Annotated in this window: 15 protein-coding genes; 1 reads left to right on the plus strand and 14 read right to left on the minus strand. The window is 51.6% G+C overall.

Annotated features, from left to right (window positions below; genetic code table 11):
* Positions 1-88 precede the first annotated feature (88 nt).
* From KJS63_RS23540 to KJS63_RS23565, 6 genes are all read right to left on the minus strand, one after another.
* On the minus strand, positions 89-955 hold the full coding sequence (locus KJS63_RS23540; protein ID WP_213621338.1) for an ATP-binding cassette domain-containing protein: 867 nt from the start codon (positions 953-955) through the stop codon (positions 89-91).
* 2 nt (positions 956-957) lie between these two features.
* Positions 958-1797 (minus strand): hypothetical protein, encoded by an 840-nt coding sequence (locus KJS63_RS23545; RefSeq protein WP_213621339.1) that lies wholly within the window; start codon positions 1795-1797, stop codon positions 958-960.
* The gene (locus KJS63_RS23550) at positions 1778-2416 is read right to left on the minus strand and encodes an RNA polymerase sigma factor (protein WP_213621340.1); all 639 of its coding nucleotides are present in this window, start codon (positions 2414-2416) and stop codon (positions 1778-1780) included. Before KJS63_RS23550 ends, KJS63_RS23545 begins: the two co-directional genes overlap by 20 nt.
* Before the next feature lie 66 nt (positions 2417-2482).
* Complete coding sequence (locus KJS63_RS23555; RefSeq protein ID WP_213621341.1) at positions 2483-3193, minus strand: hypothetical protein; 711 nt, start codon at positions 3191-3193, stop codon at positions 2483-2485.
* Complete coding sequence (locus tag KJS63_RS23560) at positions 3186-5408, minus strand: ABC transporter permease (protein WP_213621342.1); 2223 nt, start codon at positions 5406-5408, stop codon at positions 3186-3188. Before KJS63_RS23560 ends, KJS63_RS23555 begins: the two co-directional genes overlap by 8 nt.
* A complete protein-coding gene (locus KJS63_RS23565) occupies positions 5401-6288 on the minus strand; it encodes an ABC transporter ATP-binding protein (protein ID WP_213621343.1) in 888 nt (295 codons plus the stop codon). The genes KJS63_RS23560 and KJS63_RS23565 overlap by 8 nt, the downstream gene beginning before the upstream one ends.
* A gap of 174 nt (positions 6289-6462) precedes the next feature.
* On the opposite strand from KJS63_RS23565, the gene KJS63_RS23570 reads away from it, so the two are divergent.
* Entirely contained in the window at positions 6463-7146 is a 684-nt protein-coding gene (locus KJS63_RS23570; RefSeq protein WP_068620237.1) for a GGDEF domain-containing protein, read from the plus strand.
* A 168-nt stretch (positions 7147-7314) separates the two neighbouring features.
* Here KJS63_RS23570 and KJS63_RS23575 read toward each other — a convergent pair whose 3' ends face one another.
* Genes KJS63_RS23575 through KJS63_RS23610 form a run of 8 tightly spaced genes read right to left on the minus strand, consistent with a single transcriptional unit; the run spans position 7315 to position 14075 of the window.
* Positions 7315-7605: a hypothetical protein gene (locus KJS63_RS23575; RefSeq protein ID WP_068620238.1), complete on the minus strand. Its 291-nt coding sequence runs from the start codon at positions 7603-7605 to the stop codon at positions 7315-7317.
* A gap of 5 nt (positions 7606-7610) precedes the next feature.
* Positions 7611-7928, minus strand: a complete 318-nt coding sequence (locus KJS63_RS23580; RefSeq protein WP_213621344.1) for a hypothetical protein — start codon at positions 7926-7928, stop codon at positions 7611-7613.
* Between the two features lie 27 nt (positions 7929-7955).
* Complete coding sequence (locus KJS63_RS23585; protein WP_068620240.1) at positions 7956-9470, minus strand: nitrate/nitrite transporter; 1515 nt, start codon at positions 9468-9470, stop codon at positions 7956-7958.
* Entirely contained in the window at positions 9467-9655 is a 189-nt protein-coding gene (locus KJS63_RS23590) for a hypothetical protein (protein WP_068620241.1), read from the minus strand. Before KJS63_RS23590 ends, KJS63_RS23585 begins: the two co-directional genes overlap by 4 nt.
* Positions 9645-10223, minus strand: coding sequence for a Rieske 2Fe-2S domain-containing protein (locus KJS63_RS23595; RefSeq protein ID WP_213621345.1), 579 nt, complete (start codon positions 10221-10223; stop codon positions 9645-9647). The genes KJS63_RS23590 and KJS63_RS23595 overlap by 11 nt, the downstream gene beginning before the upstream one ends.
* A gap of 33 nt (positions 10224-10256) precedes the next feature.
* Complete coding sequence (locus KJS63_RS23600) at positions 10257-10820, minus strand: 4Fe-4S dicluster domain-containing protein (RefSeq protein WP_213621407.1); 564 nt, start codon at positions 10818-10820, stop codon at positions 10257-10259.
* Positions 10820-13048 carry a molybdopterin oxidoreductase family protein gene (locus KJS63_RS23605; RefSeq protein WP_213621346.1) on the minus strand — a complete coding sequence of 743 codons (2229 nt, stop codon included), beginning with the start codon at positions 13046-13048 and terminating at the stop codon, positions 10820-10822. The genes KJS63_RS23600 and KJS63_RS23605 overlap by 1 nt, the downstream gene beginning before the upstream one ends.
* Positions 13035-14075, minus strand: coding sequence for a hypothetical protein (locus KJS63_RS23610; RefSeq protein ID WP_068620243.1), 1041 nt, complete (start codon positions 14073-14075; stop codon positions 13035-13037). The genes KJS63_RS23605 and KJS63_RS23610 overlap by 14 nt, the downstream gene beginning before the upstream one ends.
* Positions 14076-14252: the final 177 nt, after the last annotated feature.

Genomic DNA, 14252 nt, shown 5'->3' on the forward strand with positions numbered 1-14252 from the left:
TACAAATTTAACAAAAATAGCCAAAAGACGTATGATTTTCGTCTTTTGGCTATGAGCCAATTTACTTATTAGCGCTAATCAAGCTTGCTCACCTAGCTAACCTCTGCAGCGTATAGCTCTTACGAATGAAGTAAGCATCCTTCAAGGTCGGTTCACTGCTGTGCAGTGAATCGAACAGCCGGCTTTCCCCTGTAAGCCGAATCCATATCCCCCCATCCGGCAGCAGCCGGGAATGGATCAGCCGTTCCACAGGAATACGCTCGAGCTCCGTCCGGCTCACCTCTCCTTCCCAGACCTCCCATGGCAGGCTTGTCTTCCATGTCTGAGTATTCCCCTGATATCTGATTTTTCCCCCATCCAGCCAAATAATATAATCCGCAATGCCCTCCCACTCGTTCAACTCATGGGCAGAGGCTGCAATTAGATTGTCTCCAGCAAGCTTGGCCAAATAGGACAGCAGCCAGCGGCGTTCATCCACATCCAGACCGTTCAATGGTTCATCGAGGAACAGAAATCTCGGCCTGGCCAGCAGGGACTGCGCAATGGCAAGTCTTCGTTGTACGCCTTGAGACAGCTTCTTGATTCGGATATCCTGGCAATCCACCAGCCGGAAATCGCGCAGGATTTCATCTACTGCGCCCGTATGGGCCGTTCCTTTAAGCTCTGCCAGATAAAGCAGCACGGCCCGCGGAGTCATGTTCTCATGAAGTGTAATCTCAAACGGAACATAGCCAATTTGGCTTCGAATCAGCGGAAGACTCCGGGCGGGATCCCGGCCGAGATAATGAATGGCTCCACTTCCTGCCAGCTTCACAGTAGCGAGAAGCTCCATCAGAGTTGTCTTCCCTGCTCCATTCGCTCCCACTATTAACGTTATGCCTCCATACAGCTCTGTACGGCTAATTTCCAAAACGAACCGGCCCACGGTATGCTCCAGATTGTCGATACGGATCATGGTCAATCTCCACTCTGCAGATGCCCAAGACGCCTGCTCTTAGCATAGGACAGGCCGATCAGCAGGAGGCCAAGCCCCATCATCAACAGATTTGCCGGTTGAACCCACACAGGATCGGGAGTGCGTGCATTCAGCCCTTGGACATAGCCGGTCCAAAGAAGGTATACAGCGAACGAGGCGGCCATGGCGCTCTTTTGCCCTTTGTAGAACAGGAAGAACATAGCCGTCCCTCCGGTAAGAAGTGAAATCCCCAGCCACTCCAGTAGAAATGGACCTGCCGGGAATGTGCCATGTCCTGACAGGGCTGCTCTCCCCGCGATAATCAGCGTGCTGAGCAGCGCCCATCCTAGCACAAGCCCCGTGACGATCATCATCCGGCTGTAGATCAGCAGCGCCGGCGGATAAGGGGTTATCGTCTCAATCGCCCGCATTCCCCGGTCACGGCTTCTGAAACTGTATAGCATGGACACGAGCAGCAGAAGCGGGGTAAACAAGGGAAATACATCCAGCTTTAAGCCACTAAAGGCCCCGCCGAGAGGATGCTCCGGATCTACAACCAGGATCAGCATCAGGAATACAGCCGCCCCGGAAATCATCAGCCATTTCCGGTTTAACCTGAACTGGCCGATCAGCAGACGGTGGAGGGAAGGCGGCTCTACCGCGGGGTTGAAGTCAAGCCTTGCCTGCCGGGAACGCTCTTTGAGCTGGTCGAATTCGCCCTGCAGGGAGCCGATTAACCACGCTGTCTCCGAGGCGGAGGGTGGTGGCTGAACGGCCTCAAGCAGTGGCCCACGCAGCTTATTCTCCAGTATTTCAAGCTCTTTATCGGATGGATGACTCATGAATGCGCGCCTCACTTTCCTTCAGTTTAGATGAATTGGACGGGGTAGATGCTCTAAGCGTCTTAGGGCCGCCAGGATCTTCCTTGGAGCGGTTCAGCACATTCTCCAGCTTTTTTAGTCCCTTGTATAAATACGATTTGATCGTGCTAAGAGGAATCTCAAGCAGATCGGCTATCTCCTGCAGCTTCATATCCTGATAGAAACGAAGCCGGATTACCGTCTGCTGCGGATCAGGCAGCTGTTCCAGCGAAGCTGCCAACTCCCTTCCGGTCTCCTTCATCTCCGCAATCCGCTCGGCGCTTGGCGAGATGTCCTCCAGCTCGGGAAGCTCTCCTATACCCGCTTGCTCCAATTTATAAGCGGCGGTCCGCCAATAATCCCTGCACAGATTCATAGCAACCCGGTACAGCCAGGCCTTCACATAATCAAGCTGGCCGGTCTGAAGCTGGCGGATCAACCGGATAAAGATTTCCTGCACAATATCCTGGGCCTTCTCCCGGTCACGCAGCCAATGCGTTGTATAGCTCAGCAGGGGACCGTGATATCTGGTGACCAGCATTTCAAAGGCTTCCTGATCCCCTTCAGCCATGCGCCTGCATAATTCCTCATCCGGGATCATCCGCTTCACTCCCTCCACTCTGTCTTTAGCTAAGGTGATCTAGATTGCTCCGCTACTTAGAGCCCCCTACTCCTCTTCCCTGGAAATCCACCGGTGTCTGCGCGAAGCCAGCCAGGCTGAACCAGCTAGAAGAATCAGCGAGGCTGTAACGTAAACTGTACGGTTCCAAGAAAATGAAGCCTGTTCAGGCAAATACGCCGTGTACAAGGTGTAGTCTTTTAACAAATCTCCCGAGCTTATCGAATCCAGCATCCAATAACCGAATCCCGCCGCCATTCCCCCGTACAGGGTACGGGTCACTATGATGCCTGCAATGGTTAAAGCAGAAATAAGCATATACGACGGCAGGGCTTGTATAAATAATGCTGCCGCATGGGTGCCGACAAGCGACGAGGTGTCCTTCCAAGTGTACATTAAGGTTGTAACCGTACCATACTTCAGACCATATACCGTGGTCCATCCGACCTCTGCCAGCCCGAGAGCAACTAGGCACAGCAGCCATTTGCGCATCGTCAGCCTTGCCAGGGAGATCGGGTATGAGGCAATTACCTCCATACCATTGCCGCCAATTTCGTTGTGAAACAGGAGAACCGTTGTCATAACTGCAAATACAAACATTGCCATCTCATTATAATAGTACACTGGGCGGGGAGCATCAGGACTCCCCGTAACCATGGTGAACAGGAGAAGCAGGTACAGCAGTGTTATCATCCAAGCCAGCGGCTGCCGCACAAGCCTAAGCTCAATCTGGAGCCTGGCTATTTGCGTCTTACTCACCTTCCATCACCCGCTTCCATTCTTTCTCCCAATCCGCATAGGAGATGGGTTTGCTGAAATCGGAATGTTTGGCTTCAATACTTAAGGGAATTTCCAGACCTTGATTATAGAAGTGAATCAGCACTTTCTTAACTTTGGTAGACTGATCATTATCAATTGCCTTGGCCACCTGTTTTCGCATTTTGAGGAAGGCGGGATTCCGGCTAGTCCCCTCGAGATTCACCAATGGCGAAATTTGATAAAGATTGACCTTCTCCCGAATTTGCCGATCCGTCCATTTCTGCTGGTCACGGTAATACAAGTACCAGAACATCGACCTGATTTGAGGACGGACATCCTCGTGCTCCTCCTCGGCGAAATCATATCTTCCTTTGTCGGTCCCAAATATTGCATAATTCAGCCATTTTTCTGCAGCAAAACCATACTGTTGATAAGAATACATGGATCCGAGTAGATAGTCATAATTGCTCTCCGAATTAAAATCACTGTTAAATTTATACATATCGTTACCGAGGATAATGAGACTGTTGTGGCTCAACTTTAAGTCGGGAAGCCAACAGGAGAAATACCGGTAGATTGTATCGGCTGAGTTCAATATGGCTTGAGCCGATTGATGCTCGTAAGGGGCTGATACCACCTGAAGCGCCTTATCCTTGTTGGACATCTCCGCCAACTCACCGCTAAACAGGCTGACACCCCGGCTTTTGCGCATCTCAAATATCTGGACTCCTCCATCCTGCTTGACTGCATTTAGCCCCGTATACAAAGGCTGGGTGAATCCTTCTGCTGTTAGCTGGAAGTTTGTAAGGGGAAGCTCCAGCGATAAACCTGTTAGTGACACCAATGATAAGCTCGGGTTTGATTCATATATTGTTTGACTTCCCGGCAGCGGGTACCAAGCCATATATTGTGGAAGGAGTACGTTAGAACCTTGAACGAACGCCTCATAGAGATTGCTGGTGCCCGGATTAAACTCCAATACCTTCCCCTTGTACACGATATTTATATGGATTTCCTTGCCGGCGTGCTGCACTGGATGTATCCGGAGAGAATCCCCCTGTCTAGTAAAAGAAACCGTCTTTCCATCAACCTTAACTCCTTCAACTGTGAATGTCCGGTTGAGGGTTAAAGGTATTTCTTTGGCAGGATTCAGCACGCTGCCGTTTATAGTCAGATTTGCTGCAGCAGTCAAGGAGTCATCCTTGTGGCGGGTCAACCTTATCCGGGTATCCTGAATAGGGTAGATGTCCCCGGCACCCCTGTGTCCGTTCAATGAACTTGAATGAGTTTTGAAAACATCCTCCATCCGTTCTTGATGTGTGTCGTATTGTTTAGTCCAGTACCCCCCATAAGGAACTGCTGCGGTTAAACCCGCCACGATGCAGATACCTATAGCCCAGCCGGATTGGTTCCGTCGGAAGCCCGGCCTTCCTCTGTTGAGCAGAAAGATTGAAATGCCAAGCATACCAAGCGCAAGCGGGAATAACAAGGTCAATGACATCATCCATTCCCTGGTTCCAAGAGATGAACCCCATAGATCATTTACGGCCTCGCTGTATTGAAAGAACGGATTAAGGCTGAATATTTTTAAATAGATGAGATGGGTCTCCCGGATTACAAACTGCTCTATGAAAAATGTGCCAAATATCCAGACTATAAATCCGCCCATAAACACCACCCGATTCGGAATGCAGACGGCTAACAGCATGGCTAGCGCCAAACTGATCATATGGGAGATTTCATAACCACAGACAAAATACAGCGCACGGTCAGCAATCACTCCGTCACTGGCCCCAAGCTTTAACGAGAACAAGATGAATATGAATAGAGCGGCTGCCGTAAATAGGGTCATGTACACTATACCTGCTATAAATTTGGCTCCCATTCTTGCAGCCATCGTTAGTGGCAAGCTCTGGCTCCATTCGTAGCCTGTCCGCATAAGATCTCTTCTTACCAGTACGATCCCAAGCGTAACAGCGATTCCTGCGGTCATCATATTGCCGTATGAGAAAGCTTCGTAGATCGTGAGATACGGAGGATTGTTTGATGGCCTGAAGAGATACCATGCCATATATATCATGAATAGAATGGGTAAGACCTTAAGCAGCAGACTGTGATTTAGCAGCTTAAACTCCAAACAAAGCTGCCTACGCAGAAATGCAAGCGTTCTTGATGCCGCTTGGCGGCTCTGTAAATCAGAGGATGATCTACTCATGTTCTAGTTCACCCTCCTTGCTCTCCAACCGGAGAAGGGATAAGTACCCTTCTTCAAGGGACGGGCTTACCGTAACCGCTGATGAGACCGGCTGCTTCTCCCCGATAATCCGGCACAGGACTCCTTCCTCCTCACGGTGGGTGGTCACAATGCTTGCGGGGTCCAGTCTGGCGAATTCCATCTCGCTCAAGCGGGCTTCCCATACCCGGTTCTCACCGCACCGCTGAAGATCGGCCAGATCTCCAGCCAGCTTTACCGCTCCGCGGTCAAGCACGGCGATCTGGCGGCAGTTGCTCTCAATGTCCGCCACAATGTGCGTAGACAGCAGCACAATTCTTCCCATGCTGAACCTCGTCAGCAGATTGCGGAAGCGCACCCGCTCCTGTGGATCGAGCCCTACGGTTGGTTCATCCACAATAAGAACCCGAGGGGAACCAAGCAGGGCCTGGGCGATCCCCAAACGTCTTCGCATCCCGCCCGAGTACGTTTTTACCCGCTTGGCAGCCTTGTCTTGTAAGTTGACTTCTTCAATAACCCGGTCAATCTCGGCACGACGGATCTTCGCATCAGTCAGGCCTTTCATCACACCAACATAATCCAGGAACTCAAGTCCTGTCAGCTGCGGATACACCTGGAACTGCTGAGGCAGGTAGCCGATGATCCTGCGGAGCTCATCTGGCTGATTGAGCGGGATTCCGGCTATAACGGCTTCCCCGGATGTTGGCGGGACCAGTGTGGCTAGAATACGCATCAGTGTCGTCTTGCCTGCCCCGTTAGGGCCAAGCAGGCCGACCATTCCTTCGTTAAGATTTAAATCAATGTCCCGGAGGACCCAAGTATCCTTACGGTATCTTTTGGACAAGTTCTCAATATGAATCATATAGACCTCTCTTTGGAACAAAATAGTTGGAGCCGCGCGACTTGTTCCTATAACGGACCACCCTGCCAAATAGTTGAGCATATCCTAATCTTGTTCTATAAATCTTGCTGGGAATTCTCTCTCATACTATGATATAATTAGGTCTTAAGTCCAAATCCAAAAGAGGTGTCTGCTGTGGGATTCAAAGGAAGGATTGCCGCAGTTATAATTTCATTCGGCTTGTATACGTTAATTGTTCTTTACAATACGTGGAAGTATGGGCGCCTCGATGCAGTGGAAATGGCAGGTTATGCAGTTACTCTCTCCGCCGCGTATTGGGGCGGGCTGCAGTTTGACCGGATCAAATCTGAATCGGAGAAAGATCCCCTTACCCGTCTGTTTAATCGGAGGTATGTGCTGGAGTCGTATCCTAAGCTTACCCTGCGTGCAAGCAGGCAGCTTGGCAAGCTGTTTGTGTTAATGATTGACTGCGATAATTTTAAAATAATAAATGATAAGCTAACCCATGAAAAGGGTGACCTCGTCCTTCAGAAAATCGCGGAGCTTCTTAAGGCTCATACCCGCTCTACCGATATCGTCTCCCGGTGGGGCGGCGATGAATTCCTCGTGATCGGTGAATACAACGGTTCAGAAGCGCTGACCGCCATGCTGAAGAGGATAGCCCGTGAACTGGAGGGCCTCTCTCTCGAAATGGGAATTCCAATTTCCGCAACTATCGGTTCAGCTGTGTATCCGGATGATCATCACCAAATCAATGAACTGATCAAGATTGCCGATAGGGAAATGTATTCCTACAAGCCCCGTACCAAAGAAGAAGAAGCTTTGCTTGGAGCGCGCAGTCTCAGCGAGCAAATCTAATAGAGTTACATGATATGATAAGAAAAAGACGCTCCGTGTAAGAGCGTCTTCTTTGTTATATAAAATGAACTTATGAAGGTTACCCTTTAGGAGCGCTGCGATGCCGAGTGTTCTTTAAGGCCACGGTTGTCTCCGAAATGCTTGAACTAGATATCCAATTTATATAGGCTATAAACATTTAACACTGTAAACGAGCTTGCCTTCTGCATCGGTGGAGGTGAACACCGCCTGACCGTCCTCTTCGGTCAGTAGGGTAGAGTCCGGAAACACCGGAACGGCAACGAACTGCCAATCACTGATGTAAAATCGGATATAGTTCCCCTCCTGTTCCATCTCCGTCCGGACCAGCTGATAGCTTTGGGGCGGAGCCACCGGATCAAGCCCGAGCCGGTCGCTAATTCTAACCTCAATCGGGCGTCCGTTCCATTCAAGCAGTCTGGAGGATAAATTCGGATTCATCTCATCTACACCCCCTTAAGTTTACAGCTTCCCGCATCCACTTGGGGAATCACCTGCAGCTGATAACCGCTGAGCCAATCCCAGCACGGAGCGGTCAACCAGGGGTCAATCGACGATAGGAATTCGTCTTCCGAAGTACAGCAGGTCAGTCCCTTGCCCTCCGCTATAACGATACATAAACCATCCTGCTCCTTAGCCTCGGTGAACCAGCTGATCCTCTCATCCAGTCCGGCAAGCTCAGTATCCACTTCACATTTCAAATCTGAAGCTGTGTCCTTCGGGGCAATAAAACATAAATCCCAATTCAACTGGCTGATCCTCACAGCTGATTCCCCCTCTCCTATACATCCTTAAGCAGGCTTTGCCCTGCTGCTTGTAATATCGCTGAACATTCCGGAATAATGAACAACTTCACCTGCATCATTCTTCACGGCACTAATAGTTAACCACTCCAGGTAAACCTCACCGTTCTTCTTACGGTTCCAGATTTCACCCTGCCAATGGCCTTTCGTGCGGATGCTTTCCCACATATTATTATAGAATTCTTTGGACTGCTTGCCGGATTTAAGCAAACTTGGATTCTTACCAATAACCTCTGCGGCGGTATAACCGGTTAATTTGGTGAAGGAGGCATTAACGGAAGTAATGGTGCCTTTCTCATCAGTGACCATAATTCCCTCAACCGTATTCTCAATAATGGAAGCCGATAGTCCCAGCTTCTCTTGATAGAACATCCAAATAACCAGAATTAAGCTTGCGAGTGCGAACTCGGACAGAGCCATAAAGCCAATGGCATAATGCCCCGTAGCTTTGAATAACAGTGTCAGCAGCAGCGGTGGGAAGAACCCGCCTAGGCCACCCATGGCCGATATGATACCGTTGGCAATCCCGGCCTGCTTGGTGAAATACAGCGGTACAAGCTTAAAGATCGCTCCGTTACCAGTACCCGCACAGAATGCAACCGTCAGACAGCCCACTGAATACCAGCCAATGTTTGGTGCAAAAGACAGCAATACTGACGAAGCGGTAAGTCCTGCAAACACCATAATCAGAACCTTGAATGGGTTCATGATATCACCAAGCTTACCTCCGATTGGACGCATGACCGTAGCCAGCGCGATGAAGCCAGCTGTTCGCAGACCCGCATCCACTTTCGAGAGATGGAAATAACTTACCAAGAAGTTAGGCAGATACACGGTGAAGGCCACGAACGAACCGAAGGTGATGAAATAAAACAGACATAACAGCCACAGCTTCTGGCTCTTGGATACTTCTTTAACCTGCTTGGTCAGAGAGCTTTTTACCGCAGGCTGCGGTTCCTTGCGATCCCCAAGCGAAAAGTTCAGGACAGCCATGGCGATCAACAGAATACCGTACGCCAGCACGGTCTTCGACCAGCCAATCTGGTTGGCCAGGAGCGGAGCTCCGAATGTCGAGAATGCGGTACCGATATTTCCTACGCCGTAAATCCCGTTAACAAAACCATGCTTCTCTTTGCCATAGTATTTAGGCAGTGAGGTTACCCCTACCGAGAACACGGCTCCCGATGTTCCAAGGAAGAAGCCGCCGATAATCAGATCCCAGAAGGAGTCGGCCTGGCTGGTCCAATACAGCGGGATGAGCAGCAGCACGAAGCTGTAAGCGAACATGCGGCGCGCTCCAATAACATTGGTCCAGTAGCCAAATGGGATTCTCATGATCGAACCCATCAGAACCGGCACTGCGGTGACCCAGGTCAGCTGGGTCGCGGTAAGATGAATGTCCTCTTTAATGAACGGCATTAAAGAGGAGAGGATAACCCAGGTCATAAACCCGGTAATCAGGCTGACTGTTTGCAGCGGCAGTTGAAATTTTTTAATGTTCATTCGACATCACGCTCCCGTCTATATATCCATAAAGCTATTGGAAATAGAATGATATTGGCTGCAGCGAACCAAAGTACCCGTTCATATTTCTCGTAAAAAAAGGCATTCACGACCTGCTGGGTGCAGATAATATTCAGCAGCAGCACGAAGCAGAGCAGAATCACTCCCCGGTAGCTACGTTTCATATCGTTTCACTCCCGTCGCAAAGATAGCTCCCTGTTCCTTGGACAGCATCACTTCCGGCAGCGGACGCTGTGGCGGCCCAGCCGTAGGCTTTCCTGTCTTCACATCAAAGAATCCGTGGTGGCAGGGACATACGAGTCTGCCCTCCTCCTTGCTCCAGAACACCGGGCACTTCAGATGCGTGCAGGCATTCTGATAGGCCTTGAACTCATTTTCCCCCAGCCGCACCAACAGTGCGGCGTCATGCTCGCCTGGATATGCGAACTCGGTGGCTTCCCCAACCTTGAGATCAGAGATATTCACAACCTTCCGCTTCGGGTGTGACTTGGCGCCAAGCCCGCTCAGCTCCTTCACCGCGATGGCCCCCCAAGGCAGGGTGGATACCGCGAACAAACCTGCGGCGCCCACCATCGTCTTCATAAATCCGCGGCGGTCGAGCTTCCGTTCACCGGCCTTGCGGATGTTGTGGGTATAGTTGTTTTCTGGGAATGGAATTTTATTATTGCTGTGCTTAGACGCCTTCGTGTCCTTGCTATCTGTGCTTCTCTGGTTCTTGTTGTCCCCACTCATGGAAATCCCTCCTTCTTCAGCGGTACATGTATCCTAGAATAATTTCACTGTCCCCTGCAAAATGCCCGGAAGGTTGATCTTCACATGAGTCTCCCCTTCGAGCGGGTTCTCCGGCACCCGGGAGGACATCCATTTGCCCAGCCGGTGCTTCTCCTGCTTCGCGGCGTACTCCTCCTGTGTGATCCACTGCAGGGTATTCGTCGGACAGACCGAAGCGCACATAGGTGGAATCCCGTCTTTCGTGCGGTCATAACACAGATCACACTTGTACATCAGGTTCTGTTCTTCATCAAACTTCGGAATACCGTACGGGCAGGCAATCGTGCAGTTCTGGCACCCGATACATTTCTCAACAAGTGCCGACAGCACGGCCCCTTCTTCGGTGACTTGAATCGCCTGGGCCGGACAGCTGCGGGCACATGCCGGATTCACACAGTGCAGGCACATCAGCGGAATCGTCTGCCGGTTCACCAGCGGATTGACATCGTATACGTAGTTCCGGTTGCGCTCGTCATGTCCGCCGCACTGGGTGCAGGCAGCCAGGCAACTCCGGCAGCCGATACAATTGTCCATTTCGATATACAGCAGCTGCTTCATCATTGGTGTACGGCCTCCTTCTCTGCCTGATTGTTCTGATTGCCTGCGTCCCGAACCTCCCGCTTGCTGCCTGCAGCCCCAAGCTTATCAATCTCTGCCGCGCAGGCCTTGAACTCAGGCATACGTGACATTGGATCAAGCGCCGGGATCGTCAGCAGATTGACGGAATCCTCATGTCCGAAATGGTACGGCACAAATACGGTATCCGGACGAATGGCTTCCGTAATCTTTACCTTATATATACACTCCCCGCGCCGGGTTCTTAGCCGGACACGCTCTTCATGCTCAATTTCGTATTTGGCTGCAGTCTGTGGATGAACCTCCACATAAGGCTCCGGACACATATCCTTCAGGAATGGAATCCGGCGGGTCTGGTTGCCTGACAGGTAGTGATACACAACCCGGCCTGTGGTCAATCTGAGCGGATATTCCTCATCCGGCTCCTCCGCCGGTGGGCGGTATGGCAGCGCACACAGCTTTGCTTTTCCGTCCGGATGATAGAATTTCTTATCCAGGAACATATGCGGGGTACCAGGATCACTCTCATCCTTGCACGGCCAGAATACGCCATTTTGCTTCTCAATCTTCTCCCAAGTCGCCCCGTAATAGTCAGCATACCCGCCTTTGGAGGCCAGACGGAATTCGTCCGCCACATCTCTTGCCGTCTTCAGATGGCTGAAGTATTGGCCCCGGCCCATCCGCTCCGCAAGCTCTACCTCAATCTGCCAGTCAGGCTTGCTCTCGCCAAGCGGCTCCTGGGCCTTGTTGATCTTGATGATACGGCCCTCCAGATTGGTTACGGTCCCCTCGTCTTCCGACCAGGTTACCGATGGAAGCACCACATCGGCGAATTCGGCCGATTCGGACAAATACATATCCGAGCAGACCATGAAATCCAGGCCTTTCATTGCTTCCCTGACGAAATTCAGGTTCGGCGCCGATACCGCCGGGTTCGAGCACAGTAGGTACAGTCCGCGGATCGTCTTCTGCTGCATCAGCTCGAACATCTCATAAGCCGACACCCCAGGCTGAGGCATCTCGTCCGGAGTGATGCCCCACACGCTGCACACTTCCTCCACGTGCTTCGGATTGGTGATCTTCCGGTAGCCCGGCAGCAGGTCCGACTTCTGTCCGTGCTCCCGGCCGCCCTGGCCGTTGCCCTGGCCTGTAAAGGTAGCCACGCCGGATTTCGGCCGGCCGATCTTGCCGGTGACGAGCGGCATATTCGTGTAGGCGGACACGTTGTCAGCCCCCTTGTGCTGCTGCTCGATTCCCCGGGCGAAGAGCACAACCGCTTCCGGTGCCTTGCCGTAGATTTCAGCGGCCCGGATCAGCTTCTCCGGTGCCACCCCAGTGATCTGGCTTGTATATTCAGGCGTGAATTGCTTCACAACTTCTCTCATTTCTTCAAAGCCGCCGGTGTGTTCGCGGATAAATTCCTCGTCCGCATAACCTCCTTCAATCAGCAGATTAACCATGCAGTTCGCCAAGGCAAGGTCTGTGCCCGGACGCAGGTCCAGATGCACATCCGCTCTTCTGGCGATCGGCGTCTCCCGCGGATCTGCGACGATCAGATAGCCCCCGCGGCTCTGCACTTCCCAAACCCGGAACATTGAGGTAGGGTGGCATTCCGCCGTATTGCTGCCAGCGATAAAGAGACAGTCTGTCTGATGAAGATCCGTCCACGGCAGTGTTGAGCCCCGGTCTACACCGAAGGAGCGCAAGAAGCCCGCCGCGGCACTCGACATACAGAATCGTCCATTGTAATCGATGTATCTCGTCTGCAGCGCCACCCGGGCAAATTTCCCGGTCAGGTAACATTTCTCGTTCGTCATGGATACTCCGCTGAAGACGGATAGGCTGTCTTTGCCATACTCAGTCTGCAACTCCTTGAACCGGCGGGCGATCAGGTCATAAGCTTCATCCCAGCTTGCTTCCCGGAAGCCTTCCTTTGTTCCCTTCAGAGCGGCGTTGTCCCTGATCAGCGGCTTCAACAGCCGGTCCGGATGGTTGGTCTGCTGATAGGCGGTTACGCCTTTCGGGCACATTTTGCCAAGCGTCACCGGCCATTCATAGCGGGGCTCCACCCCGATAATCTTATTGGTGGATGTATCCACACGCAGGTTCATCCCGCACTGCATTCCGCAGTAGGAGCAGTGAGTCGGGATCAGTTTTTCACCTGGATGCACCTTGTTCTCTATGACTTTGAAAAACTTATCCTCTGGCATTCTGATTAGCCTCCTTCACCGGGATATGATGGGTCTGGATGCCTGTAAACCGGGACATCCGGTATTTGCGCCGGCACGGCAGACACAGCTCGGCAAGATGGAACCCTTCTTCTGTCTTAAAGTTAATGTCGTTCTGTCCCAGTACCTGAATCACGTCGTTCGACTGCTCGGCCGAGACAAATCCGGTGCCGCAGACCGCACATTTCTTGGTCTCCTTCTCGGCATAATGCTCACGGTAATTTCTCGCAAATACGCTGAGCGGCCGGAACGGAATGTGCGCGAGCTTGCCAAACGGCACATAGATCATCGTAATAATTACAGACCATTGATGAATCATGGTGATTACCGGATGGCCATAGCCGTGAAAGAACATATTCGAGCAGGTCAGCGCCAGACCGGTAATGCAGACGAACAGCAGCAGATAGAGCGGCAGGAAGTCATAGACGAAGGACTGCTCGGCTCTTGCCTGCATGTTCTTCACCCGGCGGTACAAGGCCATGCATACCCCGCCGATGACCATGAAGGCGGAAATGTTCAGCGCGTTGTAGAACAGGTAGCCAAGAATGCCATCAGCCTTGATGTGCATAACATCGATTCCGAAGAATACAACCCAGTAGTATCCGTTCTCCGCCATCGTGAAGTACATCCACCCGAATACAAGCGGGAAAGTGACCAGGCAGGAGATGATGCATCCCCAGCCGAGCAGCACGTGCTGGGTCCACCGGTACCAGCCGCGGTTCCAGATAAATTTGTAAGCAACCAGATGATTGACGGTAGTCTTCGGTGTGCTTTTCCGGAATAAAAGCTTAATCCCCTTCTTGATAATAATTTTGGTAGGAGGCCGTTCCCCCCAGGCGATAAAGCGGTAGAAGAAGCCGCCGATAAATACCAGCGTCCCTACCATATAGCCGTACAAGGCCAGATCCACATGAGTGAAAAATCTTGAGCCGATATAGATCAGCACCAGCAGACCCAACACCGTTAAAAATACAGATTTTGCAAATTTGGAAGCAAATGCCCGATCCATCTTCCATATCCCCTTTCGCGATCCATAGCCGAGAGCACTAAGCTCTCTTAAAGGCCGTCTCCATCACGTACCATGGTTCTTTCCTATTCATCATAGCTCGAATCCTGTCGTCCGGTTATCAGGGGAACACCTGATATTTGAGGGGGAAATTCCCTGTCATTTCAGCCAGGGTGATCC

The sequence above is a fragment of the Paenibacillus sp. J22TS3 genome, from assembly GCF_018403205.1.
Taxonomy (GTDB): Bacteria; Bacillota; Bacilli; order Paenibacillales; family Paenibacillaceae; genus Fontibacillus; species Fontibacillus tuaregi.